Annotated in this window: 19 protein-coding genes, 2 tRNA genes and 1 pseudogene; 7 read left to right on the forward strand and 15 right to left on the reverse strand. The window is 52.4% G+C overall.

Annotated elements, in window-relative coordinates:
* Positions 1–297 precede the first annotated feature (297 nt).
* The gene (locus GX659_03765; protein NLD27906.1) at positions 298–981 is read left to right on the forward strand and encodes a hypothetical protein; all 684 of its coding nucleotides are present in this window, start codon (positions 298–300) and stop codon (positions 979–981) included.
* Positions 982–1,526: 545 nt separating this feature from the next.
* On the opposite strand, the pseudogene GX659_03770 reads toward GX659_03765, so the two are convergent.
* The 3 genes and pseudogenes from GX659_03770 to GX659_03780 form a co-directional block, all read right to left on the reverse strand.
* Positions 1,527–1,953, reverse strand: a pseudogene (locus tag GX659_03770) (hypothetical protein).
* A gap of 328 nt (positions 1,954–2,281) precedes the next feature.
* Positions 2,282–2,356, reverse strand: a tRNA-Pro gene (locus GX659_03775).
* A 114-nt stretch (positions 2,357–2,470) separates the two neighbouring features.
* Positions 2,471–3,079: an XTP/dITP diphosphatase gene (locus GX659_03780; protein NLD27907.1), complete on the reverse strand. Its 609-nt coding sequence runs from the start codon at positions 3,077–3,079 to the stop codon at positions 2,471–2,473.
* A 101-nt stretch (positions 3,080–3,180) separates the two neighbouring features.
* Here GX659_03780 and GX659_03785 point away from each other — a divergent pair, with 101 nt between their 5' ends.
* Positions 3,181–3,828, forward strand: a complete 648-nt coding sequence (locus GX659_03785; protein ID NLD27908.1) for a hypothetical protein — start codon at positions 3,181–3,183, stop codon at positions 3,826–3,828.
* A gap of 280 nt (positions 3,829–4,108) precedes the next feature.
* Here GX659_03785 and GX659_03790 read toward each other — a convergent pair whose 3' ends face one another.
* The 12 genes from GX659_03790 to GX659_03845 form a co-directional block, all read right to left on the reverse strand.
* Positions 4,109–4,945: a glycosyltransferase gene (locus tag GX659_03790; protein ID NLD27909.1), complete on the reverse strand. Its 837-nt coding sequence runs from the start codon at positions 4,943–4,945 to the stop codon at positions 4,109–4,111.
* A 6-nt stretch (positions 4,946–4,951) separates the two neighbouring features.
* Positions 4,952–6,361 carry a replicative DNA helicase gene (gene dnaB, locus GX659_03795; GenBank protein NLD27910.1) on the reverse strand — a complete coding sequence of 470 codons (1,410 nt, stop codon included), beginning with the start codon at positions 6,359–6,361 and terminating at the stop codon, positions 4,952–4,954.
* Positions 6,362–6,373: 12 nt separating this feature from the next.
* The gene (locus tag GX659_03800) at positions 6,374–6,817 is read right to left on the reverse strand and encodes a 50S ribosomal protein L9 (protein NLD27911.1); all 444 of its coding nucleotides are present in this window, start codon (positions 6,815–6,817) and stop codon (positions 6,374–6,376) included.
* A gap of 34 nt (positions 6,818–6,851) precedes the next feature.
* Positions 6,852–7,880, reverse strand: coding sequence for a DUF2232 domain-containing protein (locus tag GX659_03805; protein ID NLD27912.1), 1,029 nt, complete (start codon positions 7,878–7,880; stop codon positions 6,852–6,854).
* Between the two features lie 12 nt (positions 7,881–7,892).
* Positions 7,893–8,192 (reverse strand): 30S ribosomal protein S18, encoded by a 300-nt coding sequence (locus GX659_03810; GenBank protein ID NLD27913.1) that lies wholly within the window; start codon positions 8,190–8,192, stop codon positions 7,893–7,895.
* Positions 8,193–8,194: 2 nt separating this feature from the next.
* Positions 8,195–8,638 carry a 30S ribosomal protein S6 gene (gene rpsF, locus GX659_03815; protein NLD27914.1) on the reverse strand — a complete coding sequence of 148 codons (444 nt, stop codon included), beginning with the start codon at positions 8,636–8,638 and terminating at the stop codon, positions 8,195–8,197.
* A 71-nt stretch (positions 8,639–8,709) separates the two neighbouring features.
* Positions 8,710–9,273: an aminoacyl-tRNA hydrolase gene (locus GX659_03820; GenBank protein ID NLD27915.1), complete on the reverse strand. Its 564-nt coding sequence runs from the start codon at positions 9,271–9,273 to the stop codon at positions 8,710–8,712.
* Positions 9,270–9,959 carry a 50S ribosomal protein L25 gene (locus GX659_03825; GenBank protein NLD27916.1) on the reverse strand — a complete coding sequence of 230 codons (690 nt, stop codon included), beginning with the start codon at positions 9,957–9,959 and terminating at the stop codon, positions 9,270–9,272. The genes GX659_03820 and GX659_03825 overlap by 4 nt, the downstream gene beginning before the upstream one ends.
* A 68-nt stretch (positions 9,960–10,027) precedes the next feature.
* The gene (locus GX659_03830; protein NLD27917.1) at positions 10,028–10,978 is read right to left on the reverse strand and encodes a ribose-phosphate pyrophosphokinase; all 951 of its coding nucleotides are present in this window, start codon (positions 10,976–10,978) and stop codon (positions 10,028–10,030) included.
* A gap of 114 nt (positions 10,979–11,092) precedes the next feature.
* Positions 11,093–11,164: transfer RNA gene (locus GX659_03835), tRNA-Gln, on the reverse strand.
* A gap of 31 nt (positions 11,165–11,195) precedes the next feature.
* Positions 11,196–11,495, reverse strand: coding sequence for a septation regulator SpoVG (gene spoVG / locus GX659_03840; GenBank protein NLD27918.1), 300 nt, complete (start codon positions 11,493–11,495; stop codon positions 11,196–11,198).
* A gap of 9 nt (positions 11,496–11,504) precedes the next feature.
* Complete coding sequence (locus tag GX659_03845) at positions 11,505–12,368, reverse strand: 4-(cytidine 5'-diphospho)-2-C-methyl-D-erythritol kinase (GenBank protein NLD27919.1); 864 nt, start codon at positions 12,366–12,368, stop codon at positions 11,505–11,507.
* Positions 12,369–12,697: 329 nt separating this feature from the next.
* On the opposite strand from GX659_03845, the gene GX659_03850 reads away from it, so the two are divergent.
* The 5 genes from GX659_03850 to GX659_03870 all read left to right on the forward strand — a co-directional run bounded on the left by GX659_03850 (position 12,698) and on the right by GX659_03870 (position 21,657).
* Positions 12,698–13,165 carry a hypothetical protein gene (locus tag GX659_03850; GenBank protein ID NLD27920.1) on the forward strand — a complete coding sequence of 156 codons (468 nt, stop codon included), beginning with the start codon at positions 12,698–12,700 and terminating at the stop codon, positions 13,163–13,165.
* A gap of 138 nt (positions 13,166–13,303) precedes the next feature.
* Complete coding sequence (locus tag GX659_03855) at positions 13,304–15,649, forward strand: hypothetical protein (protein ID NLD27921.1); 2,346 nt, start codon at positions 13,304–13,306, stop codon at positions 15,647–15,649.
* 101 nt (positions 15,650–15,750) lie between these two features.
* Positions 15,751–18,708, forward strand: a complete 2,958-nt coding sequence (locus GX659_03860; GenBank protein ID NLD27922.1) for a hypothetical protein — start codon at positions 15,751–15,753, stop codon at positions 18,706–18,708.
* Between the two features lie 17 nt (positions 18,709–18,725).
* Positions 18,726–19,913, forward strand: coding sequence for a hypothetical protein (locus GX659_03865; protein NLD27923.1), 1,188 nt, complete (start codon positions 18,726–18,728; stop codon positions 19,911–19,913).
* Between the two features lie 265 nt (positions 19,914–20,178).
* A complete protein-coding gene (locus GX659_03870; GenBank protein NLD27924.1) occupies positions 20,179–21,657 on the forward strand; it encodes a hypothetical protein in 1,479 nt (492 codons plus the stop codon).
* The last annotated feature ends 79 nt before the right edge of the window (positions 21,658–21,736 follow it).

Below are 21,736 nucleotides of genomic sequence, written 5' to 3' on the forward strand. Positions count from 1 at the left end.
CATTTTCGGAGCATTCCGGGGAGCCGCCGCCGTAATCGCAGCGTTCATCAAAAGATGCTCGCTGCTCAACGTCGGCGTCAACTACAGCCACCATAAATCTACCGCTGTCCCCTCCATGACCGCTCCTAAAAGAGCCGCGAATCCGACAACGGGCGCGATTAGCTACCCGATTAGGCCCTTTTTGTCCAATGATAATTTCAGCCCCTCTTTCGACGGAAGAGCCTCTGAAATCAAGCAGTTGACAGGGAAAAGCAAACGCAATAAGCGGCGTTAAACTATTTACACAAGGGGGCCTAGATGAAACAGTTCCTCGCAATAGCGTTAGCGACCGCGATTTTGGCTATCGGCAGCCAGGCATCGGCCGGAGGATCGGATTTTCCGGAGGAGGGATGGCACAAAGGCGTATATCTGCTTGCCACAGGTGGGATGATGCAGATGACGAATGACAAGAGCTTGCAGACGAACAGGAAGTTCAACGGAACTTTTGACCCCGCTTTCGGTCTCACCTTCGGCTGGGATATCGCCGACTGGATCGGGCCGATGCTTCAGATAACCTACGCTACGACTACTGCCGAAGTTGGTGATGGAGGGGCAACGTATCCAACCGAAACCGCTCGCCAGCATGCGATCAACATGGGGCTTTTCGCCAGGGCGACGCTCCCGTATTTTACGCAGGCCAGCTGGCAGCACAACACGGTCAAAATTCTTCCATATGCTAAGCTGGGCGGCGTGGGACATGCGATGTTCGTCAATGCTCCAAATGGTAACAATAAACAGGGGGCTTATGGCGTCGGCGTCGGCATGGGGCTCGGATGCGAATTCTTCATCTGGAAGGGGTTGGTGTTTGCTATCGACGCGACCGAGAATATCATATTACAGGGGTCACATAGCCGCGACATAGCCGGCGTGAGCACCAAGATCCTGGACGGCGGAACTAAATTCCAGTTCCAATTGCTTGGCATGCTCGGATGGCATTTCTAAAAAACGCGTCACGCCAACACAAAAACAGCGGGCACTGAAGGGATCCGCTGTTTTTTGTTTCTTCGATTGTCAGGCTAAGATCGAGGTTGAGTTTGAGCGCAAGAGCTTCTCAGCCCTAATCTGTCTTTTCAAAATTTTGCGCCAGCATTTCTTTAAATGCGAAAACCCGTGTATCGTATATCGTGACAAGTTTTGCTAGCGCAAAACTTTTGCGCGCCCACCAGGAATCACCCGCCATAAACGCTCGCCAAATAAACCCTTGGCTCGCACTCCGGGTACCCGCCGCTGTAATCACGGCGTCCGCATAATTCGCATCCGCCACTCAACAACGGCGTGCGAACCAGCCAGCTCCTCACCAGGATGAGCACAAAAAAGTGGGGCGGACAAATCGTCCACCCCACTTTTTGCGCGCCCACCAGGAATCGAACCTGGGACCCTCTGCTTAGCTTCCTACTCTTGGTTTCCCAAGCATCATCTTCATTGAATGACGACAACTTGTAGGCTGGACTAGATCTTCACCATTTCAGGTGCTGCACGTATAGTCTCTACGGAACCCTGCGATAATCGAAAGCCATTTTTACAAATTTCCTCCGGTTATTCTTGGGAGTTTTTACCCTCAAGCATGCTGTTCCTCGAAATTTTTTAGGATCTATATTCTATATAATAACACTCATCCGTGTCAGGACAGTAAATACAGTAAAGATCGACAGATTTTTTATCTACAATCTCTGTGTGGCTTCCTTTCCTGTCCGTCCAATTGCTGCGAAAATTGATTTCGAGTTTCCCTTCGGTATCAAGAGACTTGTAGTTTACCTGTACCATTTTGAACTTTCCATCTCTGTAAACAACTATGTCAAATGGGACATATTCTATAAGCGGTATCAGTACCTGATATCCCCGTTGATTTAAATCTGCTTGAGCCTTTAAAACTCCCAGGTCGCCCTTGTCCTCCGTATGATGCGTAGAAAACAACCTCCAAAGAAAGTCGCTATACAATACAAAAGGACAGGACAACCACAGGTTTCCTCGGGATTGCCATCAGCATTATCTGTTAAGGTTTCCCCGATACGGTGCAGTCCACTTTGCAGGTTGTGTTTCCCCACAAAGGCTCCTGTCGTTAAAGGCAGATGCTCTATCCCCTGAGCTACGGGCGCGAATTACATCTATTAATTCATATTTTCAAAGACCAGCGACTTCTCCCGACGACGGCTTGATTTTTCTAAAAGAAAAATCAACCGCCGCGTCGAGGGCCCCGCCGCTTTTTGGCGGGGTTGATTCCAAAGTCCCGAAAGAGGCCGGGTCGGGGTGACTGGATTCGAACCAGCGACTTCTTGCTCCCAAAGCAAGCGCTCTAGCCAAGCTGAGCTACACCCCGACCCGATGTCTTTCGGGGTGCTCGATTCGACATATGACTTTTTAATACAAAAAAGTCATGTCGAATCGGCACAAGCGCTCTAGCCAAGCTGAGCTACACCCCCGAAAACGGGGATTATCCATTCCCTTTTTCCGACAAAATTTCAATCAAAATCGCCCTTATTTGCTGCAGAGCGCGCCCCCTGTGGCTTATGCTGTTTTTCACCCGCAGATCCAGTTCTGCCATGGTTTTGCCGAATTCGGGGAGATAGAAGAGGGGGTCGAAGCCAAAGCCGCCGCTTCCAGCAAAATCGCGCGCTATAATCCCTTCACAAATCCCTTCACTCTCCCACGTTCTGCCGTCTGGAGAGATGAGCGCCATAAAGCAGACAAACCTCGCAGTGCGCCTGCCGCAGGGAATCGTTCGCATTTCATCGAGCAGCTTTGAGTTGTTGGCCGCATGATCCCCCTGCTTGCCGGCATAGCGCGCGGAATGAACGCCTGGGGCGCCTCCCAGCGCATCGACCATTAATCCTGAATCGTCGGCGAGGGATAAGATTCCGGTTGCAAGGGCCGCCTCGCGCCCTTTCTTCATCGCATTTTCGCGAAAGCTGTCACAGTCCTCGAGAGTTTCGGAAAGATCAGGGAAATCGTCATACGAAAAAATCTGCACATCGAGCCCCATCAGAAGATCCTCTATTTCTCTAAGTTTTCCCTTATTTCTCGTCGCAACGAAAAGTTTCATGACGGCGAAACTAACAGATAGAGAGTTTCAAGGCAAGGAGGGTGGAAAGGGCCAACAGCCCCTTCTTGCCTTTTGAAAAGTTCCTGATAAAAATGACACCGATGAAGAAGGTCCTCTCAATCGCGATAGTCGCAGTGTTATCGATGCTCCTGCAGACCGATTCTGTGCAAGCGCGCCCGGTAAAGAGGTTTCACACCGGCCCTTATCTCGTTTTCGAAGCCGGCGCAGTTCAGATGAACTATGATAAAAATGAGGCCGATGGCATAGATGTGGGAAGGGATTTCGAACCATCGATAGGGTTTCTCTTCGGATGGAACCTCAATGACGAATTTTCAGCCGAACTTCAGGGGCGCTATGCCACAAATGCCAACGGGGCGAGGCGTATCCACGCAGGAAGCGGAAACATATACGGGAAATACACCTTCATCTTTGACCCTCTCGTCGATTTCAATAGCTTGAAGATACTTCCGTTCGTAAAAGTCGGCGGGTCATTTCGGATCGCGTCGCTTCCGGGAGCATCCAGCGCTGGCAGCGGCAACGTAACACAATTTGGCGCGGGGCCATCTCCCGGTGCTGGAATAACATTCCTCATGTTCAAATATTTTTACTTCGGCATTGATCTCCAGTATGACCTACTCTTCTTCCGTGATGTCCGCCAAACTGTCGCTGGCATGCCAGGAACGACGATATACAGAGGTGGATTTCATCCATCCTTTGGTGGCTCAGCCATGCTCGGAGTTCATTACTAAGGGACAGCCGGGAAATTGGCCAACTCATTGTTTCCTGCACCAACCGGTAGTTTTCTGCCGAATTTTACGAATGGTGTTTTTAAAACTATCTATGATTGCCGCCTGCCTGGGAAAATTTTTAAGTCTGGAGTGAACCTCATTCATTCGATTTGCTATCGCTCGCTCATGACGGTGAGTTTGTCGAACCGCCGTGAAGATACGTGAATCTTCCGAGGCAGGTGGTATCATACAGAACGTTTTTCGAAGAGTCCTCTGTACAACTTTTTAAGATTGCTAAAAATTACGAACTGGGCGAGAGCGACTCATCGCAAAGTCGTGCGTATTTTTCGAACATCTCGAGGTTGCCGCGCTTCTTTGCACCATCGGCTAGGATCTTCGATCTGCGAACTATATCAGCGCGAACCAATTTTGCATATTCGTCGGTGAGAAGGGGATCTGAAAGTATCTTCTGTAGAGCGCTGACCCTGTGGATATCCAGCCCCCACTGTTTCGACAGTTGATCGCTGTGACCGCCGCGTTTTACGATGAGAGCCTCATCCATCGTGAATATCTGGTGGCGCAAGGAGGCGCGCAGCCAGAGGTCGTAATCTTCGCATGCCGGAAGATTTTCATCGAAACCGCCGAGGTCGTCGAATATCCTACGTTCCATCATGACGGCGGAAGGTGAAACGATACAAAGAGGAAGGCACTCCCTAAAAATCCAGCCGGAATGTTTTTTGTGATGGTTGCTGGGGTTCATCCTTCTTCCGTCGCGAATCCAGATTTCCTCAGTCTGGCATATCGAATCGGCTGGAAGCTCGTTCATGAAGGCCAGTTGTTTTTCGATTTTTTCCGGAAGCCATACATCGTCGGAATCGAGGAACGCGACAAACTTTCCCCTTGAATTTAAAACCCCCTCGTTTCGCGCGGAGGAAACGCCTGCGTGTTTCTGCCAAAGATAGATTATCCGGTCATCCTCTATCGCTGAAACGGCGCTTCTGGTCCCATCGTCGCTGCCATCGTCGACCACGATGATTTCGATATCGGAAAAACTCTGCGATACGACCGAACGGATTGCATCGCAAACAAAAATCCTCCTCTGATATGTTGGAATTATAACGCTGACCAGTGGCTTCATAACGAATTAAAAAGGATCATTTTCCCCCTCTGTCGGGGCTCCTGCAACTAGGGTGCACGGTTCCATGTAGTCATCCATGCCGCGGGCGAGGTCGTCGAAGCGTGTGATATTTCCCCTGAACGCGAGCATGGTCTTCCCGGTCGGGCCGTTTCTCTGTTTGCCGATCAGGATCTCTGCCTTGCCTGCGTCGGGGCTCTCTTTATTGTACATCTCATCGCGATAGACGAATGCGATTACGTCGGCATCCTGTTCGATGGCTCCAGATTCGCGAAGGTCAGATAGCTGAGGGCGTTTGTCCTGTCTGGCTTCGACGCCGCGATTTAGCTGCGACAGTGCAATTACCGGAACAGCGAGCTCCTTCGCGAGTGCTTTCAGCGCGCGAGAAATTTCGGAAATCTCGCGCTCACGGCTCTCTATTCGGCCGACGCCGCGCATGAGCTGGAGATAATCCACCACGATCATATCCAGCCCGTGATTTTTCTGCAGGCGCCTGGACTTGGCGCGAAGCTCCAGCACGTTTATGGCCGGGGTATCGTCGATGAATATCTGAGCCTCCGAAAGAAGTCCTGCTGCTCTGGTGAGCTTCGGCCAGTCGCTTTCGCTGAGAAAGCCGCCGCGTAGTTTCGAGGCATCGACTTCGGCGCGAGAACAGAGCATTCTCTGCACGAGCTGTTCCTTCGACATTTCGAGCGAGAAGATCGCGCATACGGCGCCGGAATTCAGTGCCGCATTTTCGCAGATATTTAGTGCAAATGCCGTCTTACCCATGCTGGGGCGACCGGCTATTATGATTAGATCGGATTTCTGGAAACCGCATGTAAGCCTGTCTAATTCTTTGAAGCCCGTCGGAACGCCTGTGATAAGTTCCTTGCGCTCGTAGAGCTGTTCGATAGCTTTGAAGCTGTCTTTGACGACTTCCTTGACGCTGGTAAAACCCTGTTTGAGCCTCTTTTGTGCGATGTCGAAAATTATCTTTTCGGCTGCGTCGACGCAATCGTCCACATTCCCTTCGTCCATATACCCGCGTTCGGCGATCGCCGATGCCCCCTCGATGAGTCGCCGCAAAACAGATTTCTCGCGAACTATGCGGGCATAAAAACCTACGTTGGCGGAACTCGGAACAGCATCGACAAGGGATGCGAGATAGGTCGCGCCGCCCACCTCTTCGAGCGAACCGGAATCCTTGAGTTTAGTGGTGACGGTGACGAGATCGGCGGGCTCGTTTTTCTGATAGAGCTCTACTATGGCCTCGTAGATTTTACGATTCGCAGGGCGGTAGAAGTCCTCCGGCATGACCTCCTCGACAACGCGGTTGATCGCATCGTTGTCGATGAGCATGGCTCCGATGACGGACTGCTCGGCTTCCTGGTTCTGAGGGGGAAGCTTGGGCCCCCTCTTTTCCGGGACGGATGACATCGCTTCCCCCGATTACTTTTTAACGACCCAAACCTTCACTGTTCCAGTGACCTCAGCGTGAAGCCTCACCGGGATATCGTATATGCCGATCTGTTTGATCGGAGCTTCGAGTTGAAGATCGCGCCTGTCGATGATGAAGCCCTCATTGCGCAAAGCAGCGATGATGTCCTTGGATGTGACCGAGCCGAAGAGTTTTTCCTCTTCGCCGGCCTCGCGGGCTATCGTGAGCGAAAGGTCCTTCATCTTGGACGCTATTTCCTCGGCGTGCTTTTTTAGTTTTGCCTGCTTCGCCGAAACTATGCGCTTCTGGTGTTCGAGCTCTTTGATATTGGCAGGGTTGGCTATTACAGCCAGCTTCCTGGGGACAAGATAATTCCTTCCGTATCCTTCTTTAACTTTTACGATCTCTCCCGCCCTGCCGAGATTCGGAACATCCTGATAAAGAATCACCTGCATATAAAACCTCCTTGATAGTTCAAGGCAGCTGTAACTACGCCGAGTCGGCGCTGCCTCTCAGTCTTTTTAATCTGAAGTTTATCCAAACGTCAGCCAAACCAACGCATACAATAGCTATGCTGACCGTCCTGAAAAAAAATATGATAAAAATGTAAACGATCATTCGCAATGCCGGTTTTTTGATACCCCTTAAAACAAATGCGATTACCGCTATCCCCTGCAGGAAGTACATCGCCAGAAGCGATATTATGCCGTTTACTGCTACCGTACCCGCCATGATGGAATCGGTCGTGTACTTGTTGGCAAAAAAGAGCGTGCCGTTGGCGATCACCGCCCAAACGAGCGCGTCGGGAAGGCGAAACTTGGCGAAGTCGCCAAATCCCCTCATTCCCCTCCTGATGAGAATCCTCCTTCCAAGGATCATATTGATCGCAACCACCGCAAGCCCATAGATGAAAAAGATCGACGGAACGATCGACAGGGCGAAGGAAGCGATCTCGGAACTCTTGTCCAAGAGTAGGTCTATCGGCGCACCGGATATTCCGGCCGAGCGATTGATCTCTGCGATGGAAACGACAGCCTGCTCAAAATAAGCCCTCACCTCGAGCAGCATCCCTGCCGGCGCCTTTGCGTAGCAATAGGCCGCAGCAACAACCATAGGCAGCGAACCGGCGATCATCGCCGAAAGGCCGGTTTTGAAGATGCCGACGCGCTTCTTAAAACCATCTCCGATACTCCCACCTATCATTATAAAGGATAGGAGGTAGAAAATGCCGAGAGCTATAAGGCAGTTAGGCGGAAGGAACTTGGCAAAGGCGATGATGGGAAGCGGAAGCACCATCGACGCGGCATCCAGTCCATATTTCATCACGGCTAACGAATAGAGGGAGCCGGCTGCGAGTATCGCGATGGCCCCCGCCTTCAATGCAGCCCTTCTCCCCAGCCTGGAAAAAACATAAAGGATTGGCAGCGGAGTAAGCACCGCCAGAAAACCGCTTAGATACAAAACCGCCGCGGCAAGCGCCGCCACTAAAACTATTCTTGTGCCGATCATATCGCCCATTTTCCAGTTACCTCATGCCATCGGGAGCTGTGTGGCAGTGAAGGGTATAAGAGCGATTATCCTCGCTCTCTTGATCGCAGTTGTAATTTCGCGCTGATGAATCGCGCAGTTGCCGGATATGCGACGGGCGACGATCTTGCCCCTCTCAGTGATGAATGGGGAAAGAAGGCGGACGTCCTTGTAGTCTATGGTGATCTTTCTGTCGGCGCAAAACCTGCAGACCTTGTTGCGTACGATCATATTCCGCTTCTTCTTCATCTTGTCTTTGTCTCTGCCTCTCTCCTTGCCTCTTCCAAATTCTTTTCTAGACATGATTATTCCTCCCTCTCTGCATCGTCACTGGAATCGCCTTCTGAAGAATCGCCTTCATCGAGATTCTTGACTATGGGAGCTGTTGCAGTTTCTTCCACTGCTGGAGAGATATCCTCGCCTTTGGCCACGATCTCGGCCGCCCTTGCTTCGATATCGACGTTTGTGTTTTTGACCACGGTCAAAAACCGCAAAACGTTTTCATCGATGCGAAGCGCGCGCTCGAAATCTTGGACGACATCTCCGGCCCCTGCATAATCGAAGCAGGTGTAGACGGCTTTGGTCTGCTTCTTGATCGGGTAAGCTAGCGTCTTTTGGCCCATATCCTTGGCATAGAAGAGCCTTCCGCTTCCCCTTTCGATCAGAGAAGAGAGCTTTGATGAGATCTTCGTGTGGTCGGACTCGGTTGTGTTGGGTTGTGTAACTACAACGGTTTCGTACTCGTTCATGCGACCTCCTTTCGGTTCGACTTCGAAGCTCCGAGACCATCCCGGAACTAAGGAGAGTACTGAAAAACGTATCAATGAAATTTTCGCTGAGCGGCTTCTAGCCCCTCGGCTATCAAAATTTTAATCGCATCGGTCGCCAGCTTTACTACATCGGCGGCCAACTTTTTTTCTTCAGGCGAAAACGGAGCGAGGACATAATCCGCCGTATCCCAGTGCTCAGGAGGACGGCCAACTCCCGCGCGGATCCGAAAAAAATCATTGTTGCCCAGATGATCTATTATGGAACGGACGCCGTTGTGCCCTCCGTGGCCTGCACCCATGGAGACCTTGATTCTCCCGAGTTCCAAATCGACATCGTCGTGGACGACTATCAGATCATTCCGGCTGATCTTGTAATACCCCATTATCGGAGCGACCGACTCGCCGGAAAGATTCATATAGCCCTGCGGCTTCGCCAGAAAAACTTTTTCAGAATTCAAAGAACCTTCGCCGAGCAGGGCGCCAAAAGATTTTTTCTCTATCGAAACGCCCATCTCGCCGGCCAAAAAATCCACCACATCGAAGCCTATGTTATGGCGATGCGATGAGTAGCTCCGGCCCGGATTTCCAAGCCCGACTATGAGCCTCACGGTTATTCCTTCTTCGCCTCAGCAGTGCCTTCCTTCGCAGGGGCGGCGGCGGGGGCGGCAGCAGCGGCACCCTCGGCAGGAGCGGCGGCAGCGCCCTCAACGGGAGCGGCAGCGGTGACAGCGGCGACCTCTTCGACCTTGGTTGGAGGCACGACTGCGACCACCGCATAGTTCATCTTGGAAGGATATTCGACGCCTTCCGGCAGCTTTATTTCATCCGCGTGTACGCTGTCTCCGATGTTGAGGTCGGTAATGTCGAGAGCGATGCTGGCAGGAATCCTGTCGGGAAGGGCTTTGACTAGAAGCGTTCTGCGCATCTGTTCGAGAACTCCGCCCTCCTTGACTCCTACGGACTTTCCGGTGATCTCGATAGGGACTTCCACTTCGATCTTGTCGGTGATGCTGATCGCTTGAAAATCCAGATGCAGGAACTCCCTCTTGAACGGATCGGCCTGGTAATCCCTGATTCTCGCAAGTCCGGACTCGCCACCCTTGATCGAAAGGTCGATCAGGATGTTGGTTCCCTGTGAGCCCTTCACGGCAGCCTCGACCTCTTTCCTGTTCACGACTATCGAGACAGGTTCTATTGACCTGCCGTAAAGCACGGCCGGGATTTGCCCGTCAGACCTGAGTTTTTTGGAAACCCCCTTGCCGGCCTCCCTGGTTTCTGCAGTTAAAGCTACCCTCTTCATAATTCCTCCTTAAAAAATACCGAGCATTCAAACGAGGCTTTATTCCAACCCGTCTGTCGCATTCATAATCACACAAACAAAAGTGAGACTGAATCAGCGCAATGAATCCTTCTTATGGCCTCGCCAAGAAGGCCTGCCACTGAGAGAACCTTTATCTTCCTGCACTGTCTTCCCTTCTCTGTAAGAGGGATCGAATCCGTCACTATGAGTTCGTCTATCACCGACTCGTTTATTCTATCTATCGCAGGACCGGAAAGAACCGGATGAGTTACGCAAGCGCAAACTCCCGTGGCTCCCTTGGCCACAAGAGCCTGGGCGGCTTTGACCATCGAGCCGCCGGTATCTATTATATCGTCTATTATCACGGCCCGGAAGCCTTCCACGGAACCGATTATATTCATCACTTCGCTTTCATTTGGCTTCGCTCGGCGTTTGTCTATCATCGCCATCGGGCTCTTGAGCATCTTGGCGAATGAGCGTGCTCTCTCCGCGCCGCCTGCGTCGGGGGAAACGACCACGATATTTTCACCCTTGAATCTCTCCGACAGGTACTCGAGCAGCACCGGCTTCGCGAACAGGTGATCCACCGGAATATCGAAGAAGCCCTGGATCTGACCGGCGTGGAGATCCATGGTGAGCACCCTGTCTGCGCCGGCTGCGGTCAGCAGATCTGCAACTAGCTTCGAACTTATCGGCGTGCGCGGACTGACCTTTCTATCCTGCCTCGCATAGCCGTAATACGGAAGTACCGCCGTGATCCTGTCGGCCGAAGCGCGCTTCAGAGCGTCGATTATTATCAGCAACTCCATGAGATGTTCATTGGCCGGAGAACAGGTTGGTTGAATCACAAAAACATCTGCGCCGCGGACGTTATCCTGAATTTCGACCCAGGTTTCGCCGTCGGAGAAATGCATGACGGTCGCCGCCGAAAGCTTTTGTCCTAACGATTGTGCGATGGCCTCAGCTAAGGGCCTGTTGGCATTCCCGGTAATGAGCTTTATGTTGTTGTTGCCGAACATCCGTACCTCGATTTGCTGCTACAAGTGAACTGTATGTACACGCAAAACTTCGCGCCGGCAATTTCCGTATATCCGCATATATCGGAGAAAATTTTGCCGGCGCAAAATCTCCTGCTGGGGCGGGAGGATTCGAACCTCCGGATACCAGATCCAAAATCTGGTGACTTACCGCTTGTCGACGCCCCAAAACGTCAACCTTGCGCGGAGACAAAAAGGATCAGAGATCCCCTTGCTCGGAATCCGCGGCCTGCGGCTTTGCTCCGCTTTCGGCAGCTGCGCGATACGCCTCGAGAACCTTGTTTTCGATGGCGTTGCGCATCTCGCTGTTGAGCGGATGGGCGACATCCCTGTATGTGCCGTCCTTTCTCTTTTTTGACGGCATCGCCACAAAGAGCCCGCTGGTGCCTGAAATGATCTTGAGATCACGGATGACGAAACAGTCGTCGAACGTGATCGTCGCGTAACCTTTCAGCTTCTCCTCCTCGACGGGGAAGACGCGAACATCGGTGATCTGCATAACTACCCCCTAACTCTTCGTCGGCACAACTCCCTCAGCAGCGAAGAGGCGCCAGCCATTTTCTGGCATCGCCGCAAGCGCGCTGTCTCTCGACTTACTATTTTCAAACACACCAAAGACGGTCGGACCGCTACCCGACATCATAGCGCCCGCCGCGCCCAACTCGACGAGAAGCCTTTTTATTTCGGCAATTTCAGAATGAGCTTTGATAGTTACCGATTCCAGATCGTTGTGGAGGTTGGCAACAACATCGCTAAATACCTGAAAATGCGGGCGGACCCTAGCATTCGACCCTTTTTCAGTCAACTGCAAATCATATTGCTGATAAACCCAGGGGGTCGAGATGGCGAAATTCGGATTTACCATTAAAATTGATATGTTAGGAAAGGAAGTATAAGGCGTTACTACATCTCCTATCCCCTCGACAAAGGCCGGTCCGCCATAACAGAAAAAAGGCACATCGGCTCCGAGCTTCGAACCGATAGCCGCCAGCTCCGAGTTTTCCAGGCCAAGCTGCCACATCTCATTGAGCCCCCTAAGCACCGCCGCTGCATCGGATGAGCCGCCGCCGAGCCCTGCAGCGACCGGAATCTTTTTCTGCAGCGATATCTTGAGCCCCGCCGATATGCTGAATATCTCCCTGATGGCGAGCGCGGCGCGGGAGGCGAGATTTTTTTCCCCCTGCATTCCGGGATCGCTCTGGCCGTCGATGACTATATCGACCCCTCCTGATGATTCCTCAAGTGTGAGCTCGTCGGCGAGGGAAAGGGGGAGCATCACCATCTCCAGATCGTGATAGCCATCAGCCCGCCTGCCGATGACGCGCAGGAGGGTGTTTACCTTCGCCGGAGCCCTAACCTCTATTCGCTTCATGAAAACCCCGCTAACCCAGCGGCGTGAAATCGTCAACGAAATGTGAGGAATGGCGGAAAATTAATCAAGGAGGGATTGCAAAGCCGATCAGGGCATATTCTGACGAATCAAAGTTAAGTCAAAAATCAGGTCGTTTTCCTGGTTTGGAGGCCGATAGCGAAGGAGACCAAGCAAGAGCTCGTTGATAATAATGAACAGTAATATCAAAGAGTTAAATGACAGCCCAAAAGCCCCTGTCTTTCACGCGCCAGCATTTTTTTTATCGACACGCAACTTTTTCTGTGCGCTCACGATAACCTTTCCGTAACTTATGAAAAAGGAGGGTTGATATGGCGGATGGACCCGTTAAGGTCGTTGGCAAAGGATGTTTCCCGAATTCACCGATGGCTAGGAGGAACTCTCTGGATAAAGCCGGGAGAGATGCCAGAGATGCTATAGAAAAGCTTTGCCCTGGGGAAAAGCCGGAGGCGGCAGGTTTTATCTGGGATCTCGAGATTGGGGATGATCAGGTATGCGCCACTGTGGAAGTGGGTATCATCTGTAGATCCCTACCTCCTGATGTCATTGAGGAAGAGCCTTCGGAGGCGGAGGCTGCTATCCCATCAAGAGAGGAAGTTAAAAGGCACCTCCCGGAGATGGGAGTGAGACCTGACACAAGTGTGCTAAGGTTCATGGAGGAGGTTGGTGAAGCGGTAGAACAGTGGAGAAAAGGTAAACTGTCCGCGGCAGAGGGTATTGAGGAAGATGCTGAAAGGGCCTTTGACGAGTTACATGAAGGGATGAAATCAGAGTTTTAATTTTGGCGAATGGAGCTATTCAAGTGGGAACACGCTGTGTGTGTGTTCCCATTTTTTTTGCCTTCTTGACAGGTTTATCCGACGCCCGGTATAAGGGGTGCAGCGTTTCGGCCTGTGATATCGATCTGGAGCCAGCTGATGCCAATAGCCGGTGCAGGATTAGTTGCTTTCAACCCTTCTGCGAACCTTCGCTTCGACGCCTTTCTCGCCAAAAATTTTCTTTCACCTGCGACCAGTTTTGCCGCCCTTCAGACTTCGTATTCTTTTCAGGGACAGGCTGTTTCACCTGTGGCGCTTCCTGCCGGCAGCAGGTTTTACATTCCCGCACATCACCGCTTTGGTGAAGAAACTCTTTCCGCTAATCCTTACGTCGATAGCTGGATGCGCAGCGCAGATAAATTCATCAGGAATGGTGAGCTCGAACGGGCTGTTGCTATGGCAAATTGTCCGTGGGAATTTGCATCGACGGGGATCGACCCTCTTCTGGCCCAATACGGCTGGGCGGTATCGACCGCGCTTTTCAATTCGATATTGCCGGAAGGTGCGCGCATGATCGGTGGCAGAGGGGTATTTAGGATATGGGCCCCATATGCGGAGGCGCTGGATCTTATCGTCAACGAAGGAAAGTCGGGCCGCCTCCGGTCCCTAAAGCGCGACGCCCTCGGGAATTACCTCGCCAGCTTCATGGATATAGGGCCGGGGACCGATTATATGTACAGGATTCGCTATGCAGATGGTCGCGTTGAAAATCTCCCCGATCCTTTTTCCAGATATCAGCCGTGCAAGGATCTTGGAATAAACGGGTGGTCGCGCCTCACGGATCTCGGCCGTTTCGACTGGGGGGATGCAAAACATCTCTATCGAAGCTTCGAGGATATGCGGATCTACGAGATGCACGTCGGCCTCTGGACGAAAGAGGGGAGCTTCAATGCGATTCAGAATCCTTCCGACTGGGATTACCTGGTGAGGAGGCTTCGTGATGAATTGAAAATCAACACCGTCGAGATTATGCCGGTGCATGAGTCGCCCGGCGAGTTCAACTGGGGATATGACGTAGTCCTTCCGTTCGGAGTGTACAGATCTTACGGCACCCCCGAAGAGTTGCAGATGCTCGTGAAAAAACTTCATGAGGCGGGGATCTCCGTTATCTTCGATGTGGTCCTTAACCATTTGGGCAAGGTTATGATGAAGGATGGAAGGTGGGAGACCTTCTTCGGATATTTCGGCGACAGGAACTCCGAGCCTACCGAATGGGGACCTTCTCTGCGTTTCACAGTCGATGAGGATCTTTCACGGGGGCATTCCGTCGGTGCGGAAGGTTCGATGCACAACCTGTCGCTCGCCACAGAGCTCGTTCGCATGTACGTCGAGGATTTCGGTGCGGACGGAATCAGGTTCGATATGACCCCATTCATCGGAGATCAGACCGGATGGAGGAATAAGGAAAATAATTACGCCGTTTTGAAATTTCTGAAGGAGATGATGGGGCGAATAGATCCGCGTGTGATCTTTATAGCCGAGGATTTTCGCCCGAAGAATGGCGATCTTTCATTTTATGCAAAGACCGGAATCGAGCACTCCTGGAACTTTGCGCTCACTGGCGCGCTTCACAATATGCTCTTTCCGGGACGCGGCGAGATCGGCGGATATCTTTCGATGGACGATCTGTTCAACGTTGCGATGTATGGAACTTTTCGAAGATTTGGTTATGGCGAAGAAATTCCGCCGCCGATGCTCAACTATTTCGTTTCGCACGATACGAAGGGAAATCACGAGCACGATCCGGTTCCTCTTGCGGCCGACCGGGAGAGGGCGATGATGGCCTACGCGATATCGGTGCTGGCTAGAGGGGCTGTGATGTTTTTCATGGGGGATGAATATGGGGCAGGGCTCGCGCCGGCCCCCGGCGATGCGGATTATTTCAGGAAAAACGAGGTGAGGGCGCTCGAGAATTTTCATTTCTTCGCGAAGTATCCGATTTTTCCTGAGGAGGATTTTCTGATCAGGCGGGGGTATTCGAGCATCGAGGAACAGAACGAGAAGGAACCGAAGAGATTTGCCAGCATGAAGCTTCTCAAAGAACTTTCGCCCGCATGGGATGTCAGGATCTTCGAGATGTGGAGGTCGCTCATGGAGGCGAGGGCTTTGAGCGCCGCGCTCAACTCGGACGAGCTTTTGAGGCGCGATCCGCTCTACGTCCGCAACGACCGCGGAATTTTGATATTCGAGAGGCGTTTGGGGGATGATGTTGCGGTCGTCGGAATCAACATGAGCGATGTCGATTATCGCGAGCCCGGTTCCGCTCCCCCCCGCGTCGCCCTTTCAACCGGGGATTACCGTCTGGCTTTCAACTCTCAGGATCCGAAATTCGGCGGGAGGTATCCCCTTGAGCTATCTCAGGGGGATATGACCGTTCATGGTGCCTTCATCTATCTCGATGTGCGCATGCCTCCGCGCTCCGTCCTCCTATTCCGCAACGCATAGTCATTCCTGCGAAGGCGGGCTAAGCGGCTTGACTTCGACACTCCTCTATATTATGCGACATCGCGACCGGGGGCCTGTCTGCGGCCTTTTTGGAGGATGAGATGCGGATATACGGCGGTTTTGAAAGACCACTTACGATGCCGATGCAGCCCCCTTTTGTCCGGTGGGTCGGGTGGAATTCCCCTCCCCCTGCCGTTCCGAATTCGCTTATTTCCCAGCCGTACAATTTGCACCTCATAAATTCATTCCGCGATGCCGCAGCCTTTCGATCGATTTCAGCATTTGAATCCACCCCGAGCGATCTCTTACAGGAAAAAATCCCCGAGCGAAGAATTGCCGAGGCGCTGGTGGTCCTGGCGGATGGAAAAACCGAGGCGGCTGGCGCTCTTTTCAGAAGCGCGCGTGAGGCTCTCGAGCTCGGGTTTGTTACGGCAAATCTGGATGCGGAGCTTTTTATCGGCTCTGCGATGGGGGAGGCTTTCTGGTTTAAGGAGGCCGACGATTCCACCTATCGGGCTCTGGATATCGCCGAAAACTCTCTAGCATATACATCGGGGGGGGACCTCGAAGCTTTTATCCAACTGGCCTTTGCCCGTGCCACGCTCGTTTCACGGACCTCCGGCGATTACGGCGCTGCGATCGAATCTCTTAACTGCGTATTATACGCTCTCATCGAAAAGGGCAAGGATGCTTCCGTAGATGAATCCATAGATGATTTGGCCATCCAGGTGAATCTGGGGGTGATCGATCTGTCTCTGAAAACAGCATCGATCTCCCATGGAACGGATCGTGCGAGTCTGCTCGTATCTGCAGCGAAGGTAATAGCCGAACTTGAAAAATTCATCCTTTCGCCGATATCGAGAAGAATCGATCCGAACCATGCTCTGGCTCGGACTCATTCATCCGGTGAAGAGGGTGATTATTCATATTTCACAGAGATAGCGCTCAGGGCGGGCGCATCGCGTGAGGATGGAATCGCTATCCCGAAGGACAAGCTTGAGCTGATAACCGGCCTATACGAACTTCTGATCTCTCTGGCAGCGGAGATGAAGTATTTTTACATCGCACATGAAAACGCCAGGACTCTTATGACGCGTTATCCGCGCAGCGCGGCTGCGGCGCGGATCGGAGGTGAGAATTCACCCATCAAACAATTTTTGCACAGCAACGGCACTTTGATGGATTTTGAGCGAACGCTCACACTCTCCAAGAGATTCACTGCCAGCGCGAAGGAATTTTTGCACCATGCGGTGATGCCGGATAGCAAAAGCTATCTCAAACTTACAGCGCTTGGTTCGATGGCAGGCATCGGGATCTCCCTCCTGTCAGGATCGACGGATTTTCAGTCGATGCTCTTCTGGATATCCGGCGGAGCCACAGCCGCCCATGCGGCGGGGAAAGTCTTTCACGGACTCTCTGCACCGGAGACGGCCGAGGCGTTTTCAGCCGGCTACTCCCAGTCGGACCATCTGACGGACGCCTCAAAACGAATTCTCGAGCTGGGCGGTACGTTCGCCCTTTTCGGCGGCGTGATTCCGGGCGCCGGTCTCCTGGAGGACCTCGGTCTGCTCAGCCATCTGCTCGCAAATTCCGACGGGTATCGCGGAAGTTTCAACGGACTTGGAAGTCTTTACGCCTCCCTTTCATCGTTCGCCGCCAGCAATGTTTCGGATGCCATCGGGATGATTTCAAATCACGGGTTTTCGGAAGGGCTCATATCCTTTTGGAATGATTTTTCAAGCAGAAGCGTCTTTGGTTCGGCCCTTGAATCCGGAGCAAAATTTTGGAGCGGCCACGGAGTCAGCGGCGATTTCAGCGGACTCTTTGCGATGAATGACTGGTGGAGCTTATACCGCAGCGCATCTGTCACGTGGTCGGCTTCGACGATGGCTTTTCCGTCGCTGCGCGAGAGGGCGATGAAATTAGCTCCCATGCTGGTCCCGCTCGTGGAACTTGGAATGCTTCCGGGAATATTCGATTTCGCTGTAGATTTAGGCACTGCGCTCGATGTCGATCTCTATCACGCGAAGAGGATCGCTCTCATAGGAATGGGGATGCAGGTTCTGTTCCATACGATGAGCGGCGGCTCAATAAAAAATATCGACGTCGCCAACATGGGACGCGGCGCCCTCGTGGAGCAGCTCTATGCTGGAGTCGGCGGGAAGATTTCCCCCGCCCTGATGCCCGAAGGTTTCAGCGGACTCTTCGCCGCTTCCATGGGAGTGCAGATCATGCTCGCGCCTATTATGGCGGCACATGGAATACTGGCTAAGTTCAATCAGCACAGGATGTGGCAGAATAAACTTTTGCGCTCTTTTTCCGCGGAATCGATCGGAAACTTCATGAGGCTGGCCCTCGGTTGGAATACTTGGCAGGGGACCCTTGCGAGCGGACTGATGCAGGCTTTCGTTCAGTGCCCGTGGATGACTCGCGTCGCACAGGAGCCTGCCGGTTCATCGCCTCAGCGTGGCGCATTTCTGAGCGCGATCAAGCCCCCCGTGAAAACTTCAGGCGCAGGGCAGGCCGAGCGGGATGCTGAAATATTGAAGTCGGCCGATGATCTTCTGAAACAGGCTCAGGTGGCTGGTCGTAGGTGGCCTTTTCTTCTTCCTCTTACGGGCAAAACCCTCGTAGAAAGATTTCCGATGTTTCTTGCGCTGTACTTCACCTGGGCTAAGAAACCCGAGCCGTTCGATACGTATCCGGAGGAAAAATATTACAGGATGATATATCGCGCCCTTGATGCCGACAATAAAAATGCCCTGAGCGCCGAGCATGTGAAATGGTATCTCTCTATGCTCGATGTCATTACCAGAGATTTGGACCCCGAACTCCGCGACGTTCGTGCCAATTTGCTGGTGGCGACCTATGCCGCTATCAAAGGGCCACATCGCGAGGCCATAGAGGATTTCTTTAAAAATCGGGAGTGGCTCTTCGATCACTACGGAATAAGCTGGCTCGACGAGAATGACCTTCCTACTAAAGGCGGGATTTTAGCCGGGCATCATCAGTCCAAATGGTTTCGTGAAAACCTTATTTCGAAGTCTAGTAAATTTTAGTTCCTCACGGGGAGAATATGTCTGAATCTCGGCCCAAGATATCATCTGCAGAAATAGATGGCTGGCCAAAGACGGTCAACATGGACAACTCCGTTGCAGGTATCTGCGTTTCGCCTGAGGCCGGCAGAATAATTTCCTATTCTTTTCACTGCGGCGAAAACCTCCTTTTTGTAAACAGATCCGAGCTTGGTAAAATTCCCGAGAAGGATTCTGCGGAGTGGATAAACTTCGGCGGCATCCGCCTGGATCTGGCTCCACAGAGCTTTTGGGCAAAGAGTCCCTGGGGGAAGAGTTGGCCTCCTCCGCCCATTCTCAACTCGGAGCCATGGTCGCTGTCCTGCTACGATCATGTTATTGAGATGTTAAGCGTTCCAGATTTGAAGTTTTTGGGAATCCAGATCGCGGTCCGCATCGGACTGATTAAATCATCGAGCATCGTTTGCATTGACTCGACTATAAAAAACATTACAGAGGTCCCACTTACGCTTGCAAACTGGATAGTGGTCCAGCTGGCGGCGATCTCTGGTGAAAGCGAAATTTACCTTCCTGCACCTTCCGGTGATTCGCGTTTTTCGAAAGGGTACTCCCTGCAGATGGGCAGCCAGTCGGTAAAGCCTGCAATCTCATCGGATATCTCGACTCTGCCGGTATCGATCGTCTATTGCGCCCTCGAGCGCAAGTTCGGCTTCGACCTGCGCGAGTGGATCGTCTTTCGAAAATCCGGGGAGAGCGAAATATGTTTTGCGCTCTGGGGAGATTTCGACGCCGCCGGATCGTATCCCGACGACAACTCGCATATCGAGCTCTATTTTTCAGAGGGGATGCCATATGTCGAGCTGGAGATGCTCGGGCTCATGCGTTCCGTGGAGGCGGGTGGATCGATATCCGATAACTTTAAATTTGCAGCGGCGACTTGCTCTGGAAAGGTGGTCGAGTTGGGTGAGTGGGGAGTCGCCTGTGAACCAATCCGCATAGATAAAAACTCAGTGAAAGGGCGCTTAGGCTTGTTTTACGAGGGTTTCCTGGTCTTGTCCGAACTCGATAATAACGGAGATAAAGTAGAAATTGCGAGACTGCCCGTTTCGCCGAGGGAGGAGTGCTCTCTCGATTTTCAACTTTCGGATGATATTTCTTTGGGATCGATTCTCGTCGAGATAGAGCAGAAATCAGATCTGGCAAAAAGAATTTTTGTCAAAAAACTGTAAATCTGCTGATTTTGCCAATGATACAGTTGACTTCTGCGTCTGAGATGAATTAACACCTCTGGGTGAGGTAGCTTTGAAAGCTGTTGGCCAGCGTGGAGGATCCGGAACTATGACCTTTATGAGGCTGAAGCGAATCGGCGTTCCCCGTAAGGGGCTTTGTGGAAGGGTTTGCAAGAGGCAGCATCACAAAAAGATCAAGGGTTAACAAATTGAGACGAGCGAGGTGGATGCCCCGCTCGTTTTATTTTATCCCGAGGAGGTGAGGATGTCCCCGCATTCAGCTGTGTTTGCGAGAGCCGCTCCCGTGATGGGAACCATCCCCTTACAATTCATCTCCCCGCTTCCAGTTGTCATGGCGCAGATGATCCCCCACAGCACCTTTGAAAAGGTCGGGGAAGCCGCTCGATGGTTTAGCGCGATAGGTTGTGATGCGATTCACATATCTCCGATCCATCCCCCCAGCCAGATCAACGTCGAAGGAAAGCGCGGCTCCGTGTATGCGGCGCAGGATCATATGCGCGTTGCCCCGTACCTCTATGATCACTCCCTGAATCCTCACAGATGGTTGGATGGGGATTACGTCGATAAATACCAGGACCCGGAGGAGGGTTGGCAGGCGCTTGCGGCGCTGGTCAGTGTCGTCAAAGCTTCCAGAATGAAGCTCGTCGGCGATCTCGTTTTTTGCCACACGGCGCGCGATCCGCAAGTAGTCAGGCACCACCTTTCCCTTTTGGGAGAGGATTTTTACAAGCGAAGCGCGGATGGCACGATCGCCTACGAAGGGGCGATGAACGACGGCCGTTTCGATGCGTGGAAGGACACCGCGGCGATAAATTTTTCGAGCCCTGGCGTTGTTAGCTATTTTACCGACGTAGTGAACAAACATATTGATGCCGGGATTTCCGTTTTTCGCGCGGACTCCGCTGGGAAGATTTCTCCGGACGTGTGGCGGCAGATCATCGCAGGCGCGAAGAGCTATGCCAGCGCGAAGGGGCTCGAAACTCCACATTTCTACGCGGAGGTTTTTGAAAACCAGGCCGCCTACATACGGGCCGGCTTCGAAGGGTCGATCAGCCTCTACAGGTGGGGGCTCACGAAGTATCATCAGGAAAATTACGAGGGCGTCAGGCGCGCCGGGGGGTCGGAGGTCCTCTATCCCGACAATCACGACGTGGACAGGGCCTCTCTCACTCATCCTACGAGACAGGAGATGTACACATACTTGGCGCAGATGGCATTTCTCACCTCCTCTTTCATGTTCATGGAGGGGACGACTCATTTCGAAAAGAGCAAACCCAGCGTATTCCTCGACAGGGTCGGGAGCGAGTATAACACATTCAGCGATCCGGAGCAGAGAGATGCTTCCATGCTGGATCTGCTACGGAAACTGGCGAATCTGAAAAAACAGTTTCCAGTTTTTCATTCCGACGCATACACCAGGCTCGAGATCGACGGCTCGGGGCTCATTCAGGTGAGGCGGGTCGTTCCCCTAGAGGGGGCCGGCGCACAGGCGCAGGAGGCTCTGATTATTTTCAACTCGACCTCCGCCGACCTGAACTTCAGCGTTCCGCTTGAATATCAGTACGGCGGGCACATCTTCTGGACCAACCGCAATAAATTCGGAACTTCCAACGAGGAGCTAAAAACTGTGGACTATCTGCTCCCTGCGCATGGCCTTTCCCTCTTCGTCCGCTCGGTCGCGGATATCGACACTCTCGGCTACAGGATTCCGGGGTACAATTGAGTTATTGTTAAGATGTAACTTCTTGATATGGCTGAATAATTTATCTAGGATCCCCCGAATTTCTTGTCTTGCAATAAAG

The sequence above is a fragment of the Myxococcales bacterium genome (assembly GCA_012513515.1).
Taxonomy (GTDB): domain Bacteria; phylum UBA10199; class UBA10199; order 2-02-FULL-44-16; family JAAZCA01; genus JAAZCA01.

What these genes read in the sequence shown, in the direction of transcription:
- GX659_03825 (NLD27916.1), bottom strand. Translation starts at nt 9,959, where the DNA reads ATGAAGAGGGTAGCTTTAACTGCAGAAACCAGGGAGGCCGGCAAGGGG.
- GX659_03800 (NLD27911.1), bottom strand. Translation starts at nt 6,817, where the DNA reads ATGCAGGTGATTCTTTATCAGGATGTTCCGAATCTCGGCAGGGCGGGA.
- GX659_03870 (NLD27924.1), top strand. Translation starts at nt 20,179, where the DNA reads ATGTCCCCGCATTCAGCTGTGTTTGCGAGAGCCGCTCCCGTGATGGGA.
- GX659_03785 (NLD27908.1), top strand. Translation starts at nt 3,181, where the DNA reads ATGAAGAAGGTCCTCTCAATCGCGATAGTCGCAGTGTTATCGATGCTC.
- GX659_03850 (NLD27920.1), top strand. Translation starts at nt 12,698, where the DNA reads ATGGCGGATGGACCCGTTAAGGTCGTTGGCAAAGGATGTTTCCCGAAT.
- GX659_03780 (NLD27907.1), bottom strand. Translation starts at nt 3,079, where the DNA reads ATGAAACTTTTCGTTGCGACGAGAAATAAGGGAAAACTTAGAGAAATA.
- GX659_03805 (NLD27912.1), bottom strand. Translation starts at nt 7,880, where the DNA reads ATGGGCGATATGATCGGCACAAGAATAGTTTTAGTGGCGGCGCTTGCC.
- dnaB (NLD27910.1), bottom strand. Translation starts at nt 6,361, where the DNA reads ATGTCATCCGTCCCGGAAAAGAGGGGGCCCAAGCTTCCCCCTCAGAAC.
- spoVG (NLD27918.1), bottom strand. Translation starts at nt 11,495, where the DNA reads ATGCAGATCACCGATGTTCGCGTCTTCCCCGTCGAGGAGGAGAAGCTG.
- rpsF (NLD27914.1), bottom strand. Translation starts at nt 8,638, where the DNA reads ATGAACGAGTACGAAACCGTTGTAGTTACACAACCCAACACAACCGAG.
- GX659_03860 (NLD27922.1), top strand. Translation starts at nt 15,751, where the DNA reads ATGCGGATATACGGCGGTTTTGAAAGACCACTTACGATGCCGATGCAG.
- GX659_03790 (NLD27909.1), bottom strand. Translation starts at nt 4,945, where the DNA reads ATGAAGCCACTGGTCAGCGTTATAATTCCAACATATCAGAGGAGGATT.
- GX659_03865 (NLD27923.1), top strand. Translation starts at nt 18,726, where the DNA reads ATGTCTGAATCTCGGCCCAAGATATCATCTGCAGAAATAGATGGCTGG.
- GX659_03830 (NLD27917.1), bottom strand. Translation starts at nt 10,978, where the DNA reads ATGTTCGGCAACAACAACATAAAGCTCATTACCGGGAATGCCAACAGG.
- GX659_03810 (NLD27913.1), bottom strand. Translation starts at nt 8,192, where the DNA reads ATGTCTAGAAAAGAATTTGGAAGAGGCAAGGAGAGAGGCAGAGACAAA.
- GX659_03845 (NLD27919.1), bottom strand. Translation starts at nt 12,368, where the DNA reads ATGAAGCGAATAGAGGTTAGGGCTCCGGCGAAGGTAAACACCCTCCTG.
- GX659_03765 (NLD27906.1), top strand. Translation starts at nt 298, where the DNA reads ATGAAACAGTTCCTCGCAATAGCGTTAGCGACCGCGATTTTGGCTATC.
- GX659_03855 (NLD27921.1), top strand. Translation starts at nt 13,304, where the DNA reads ATGCCAATAGCCGGTGCAGGATTAGTTGCTTTCAACCCTTCTGCGAAC.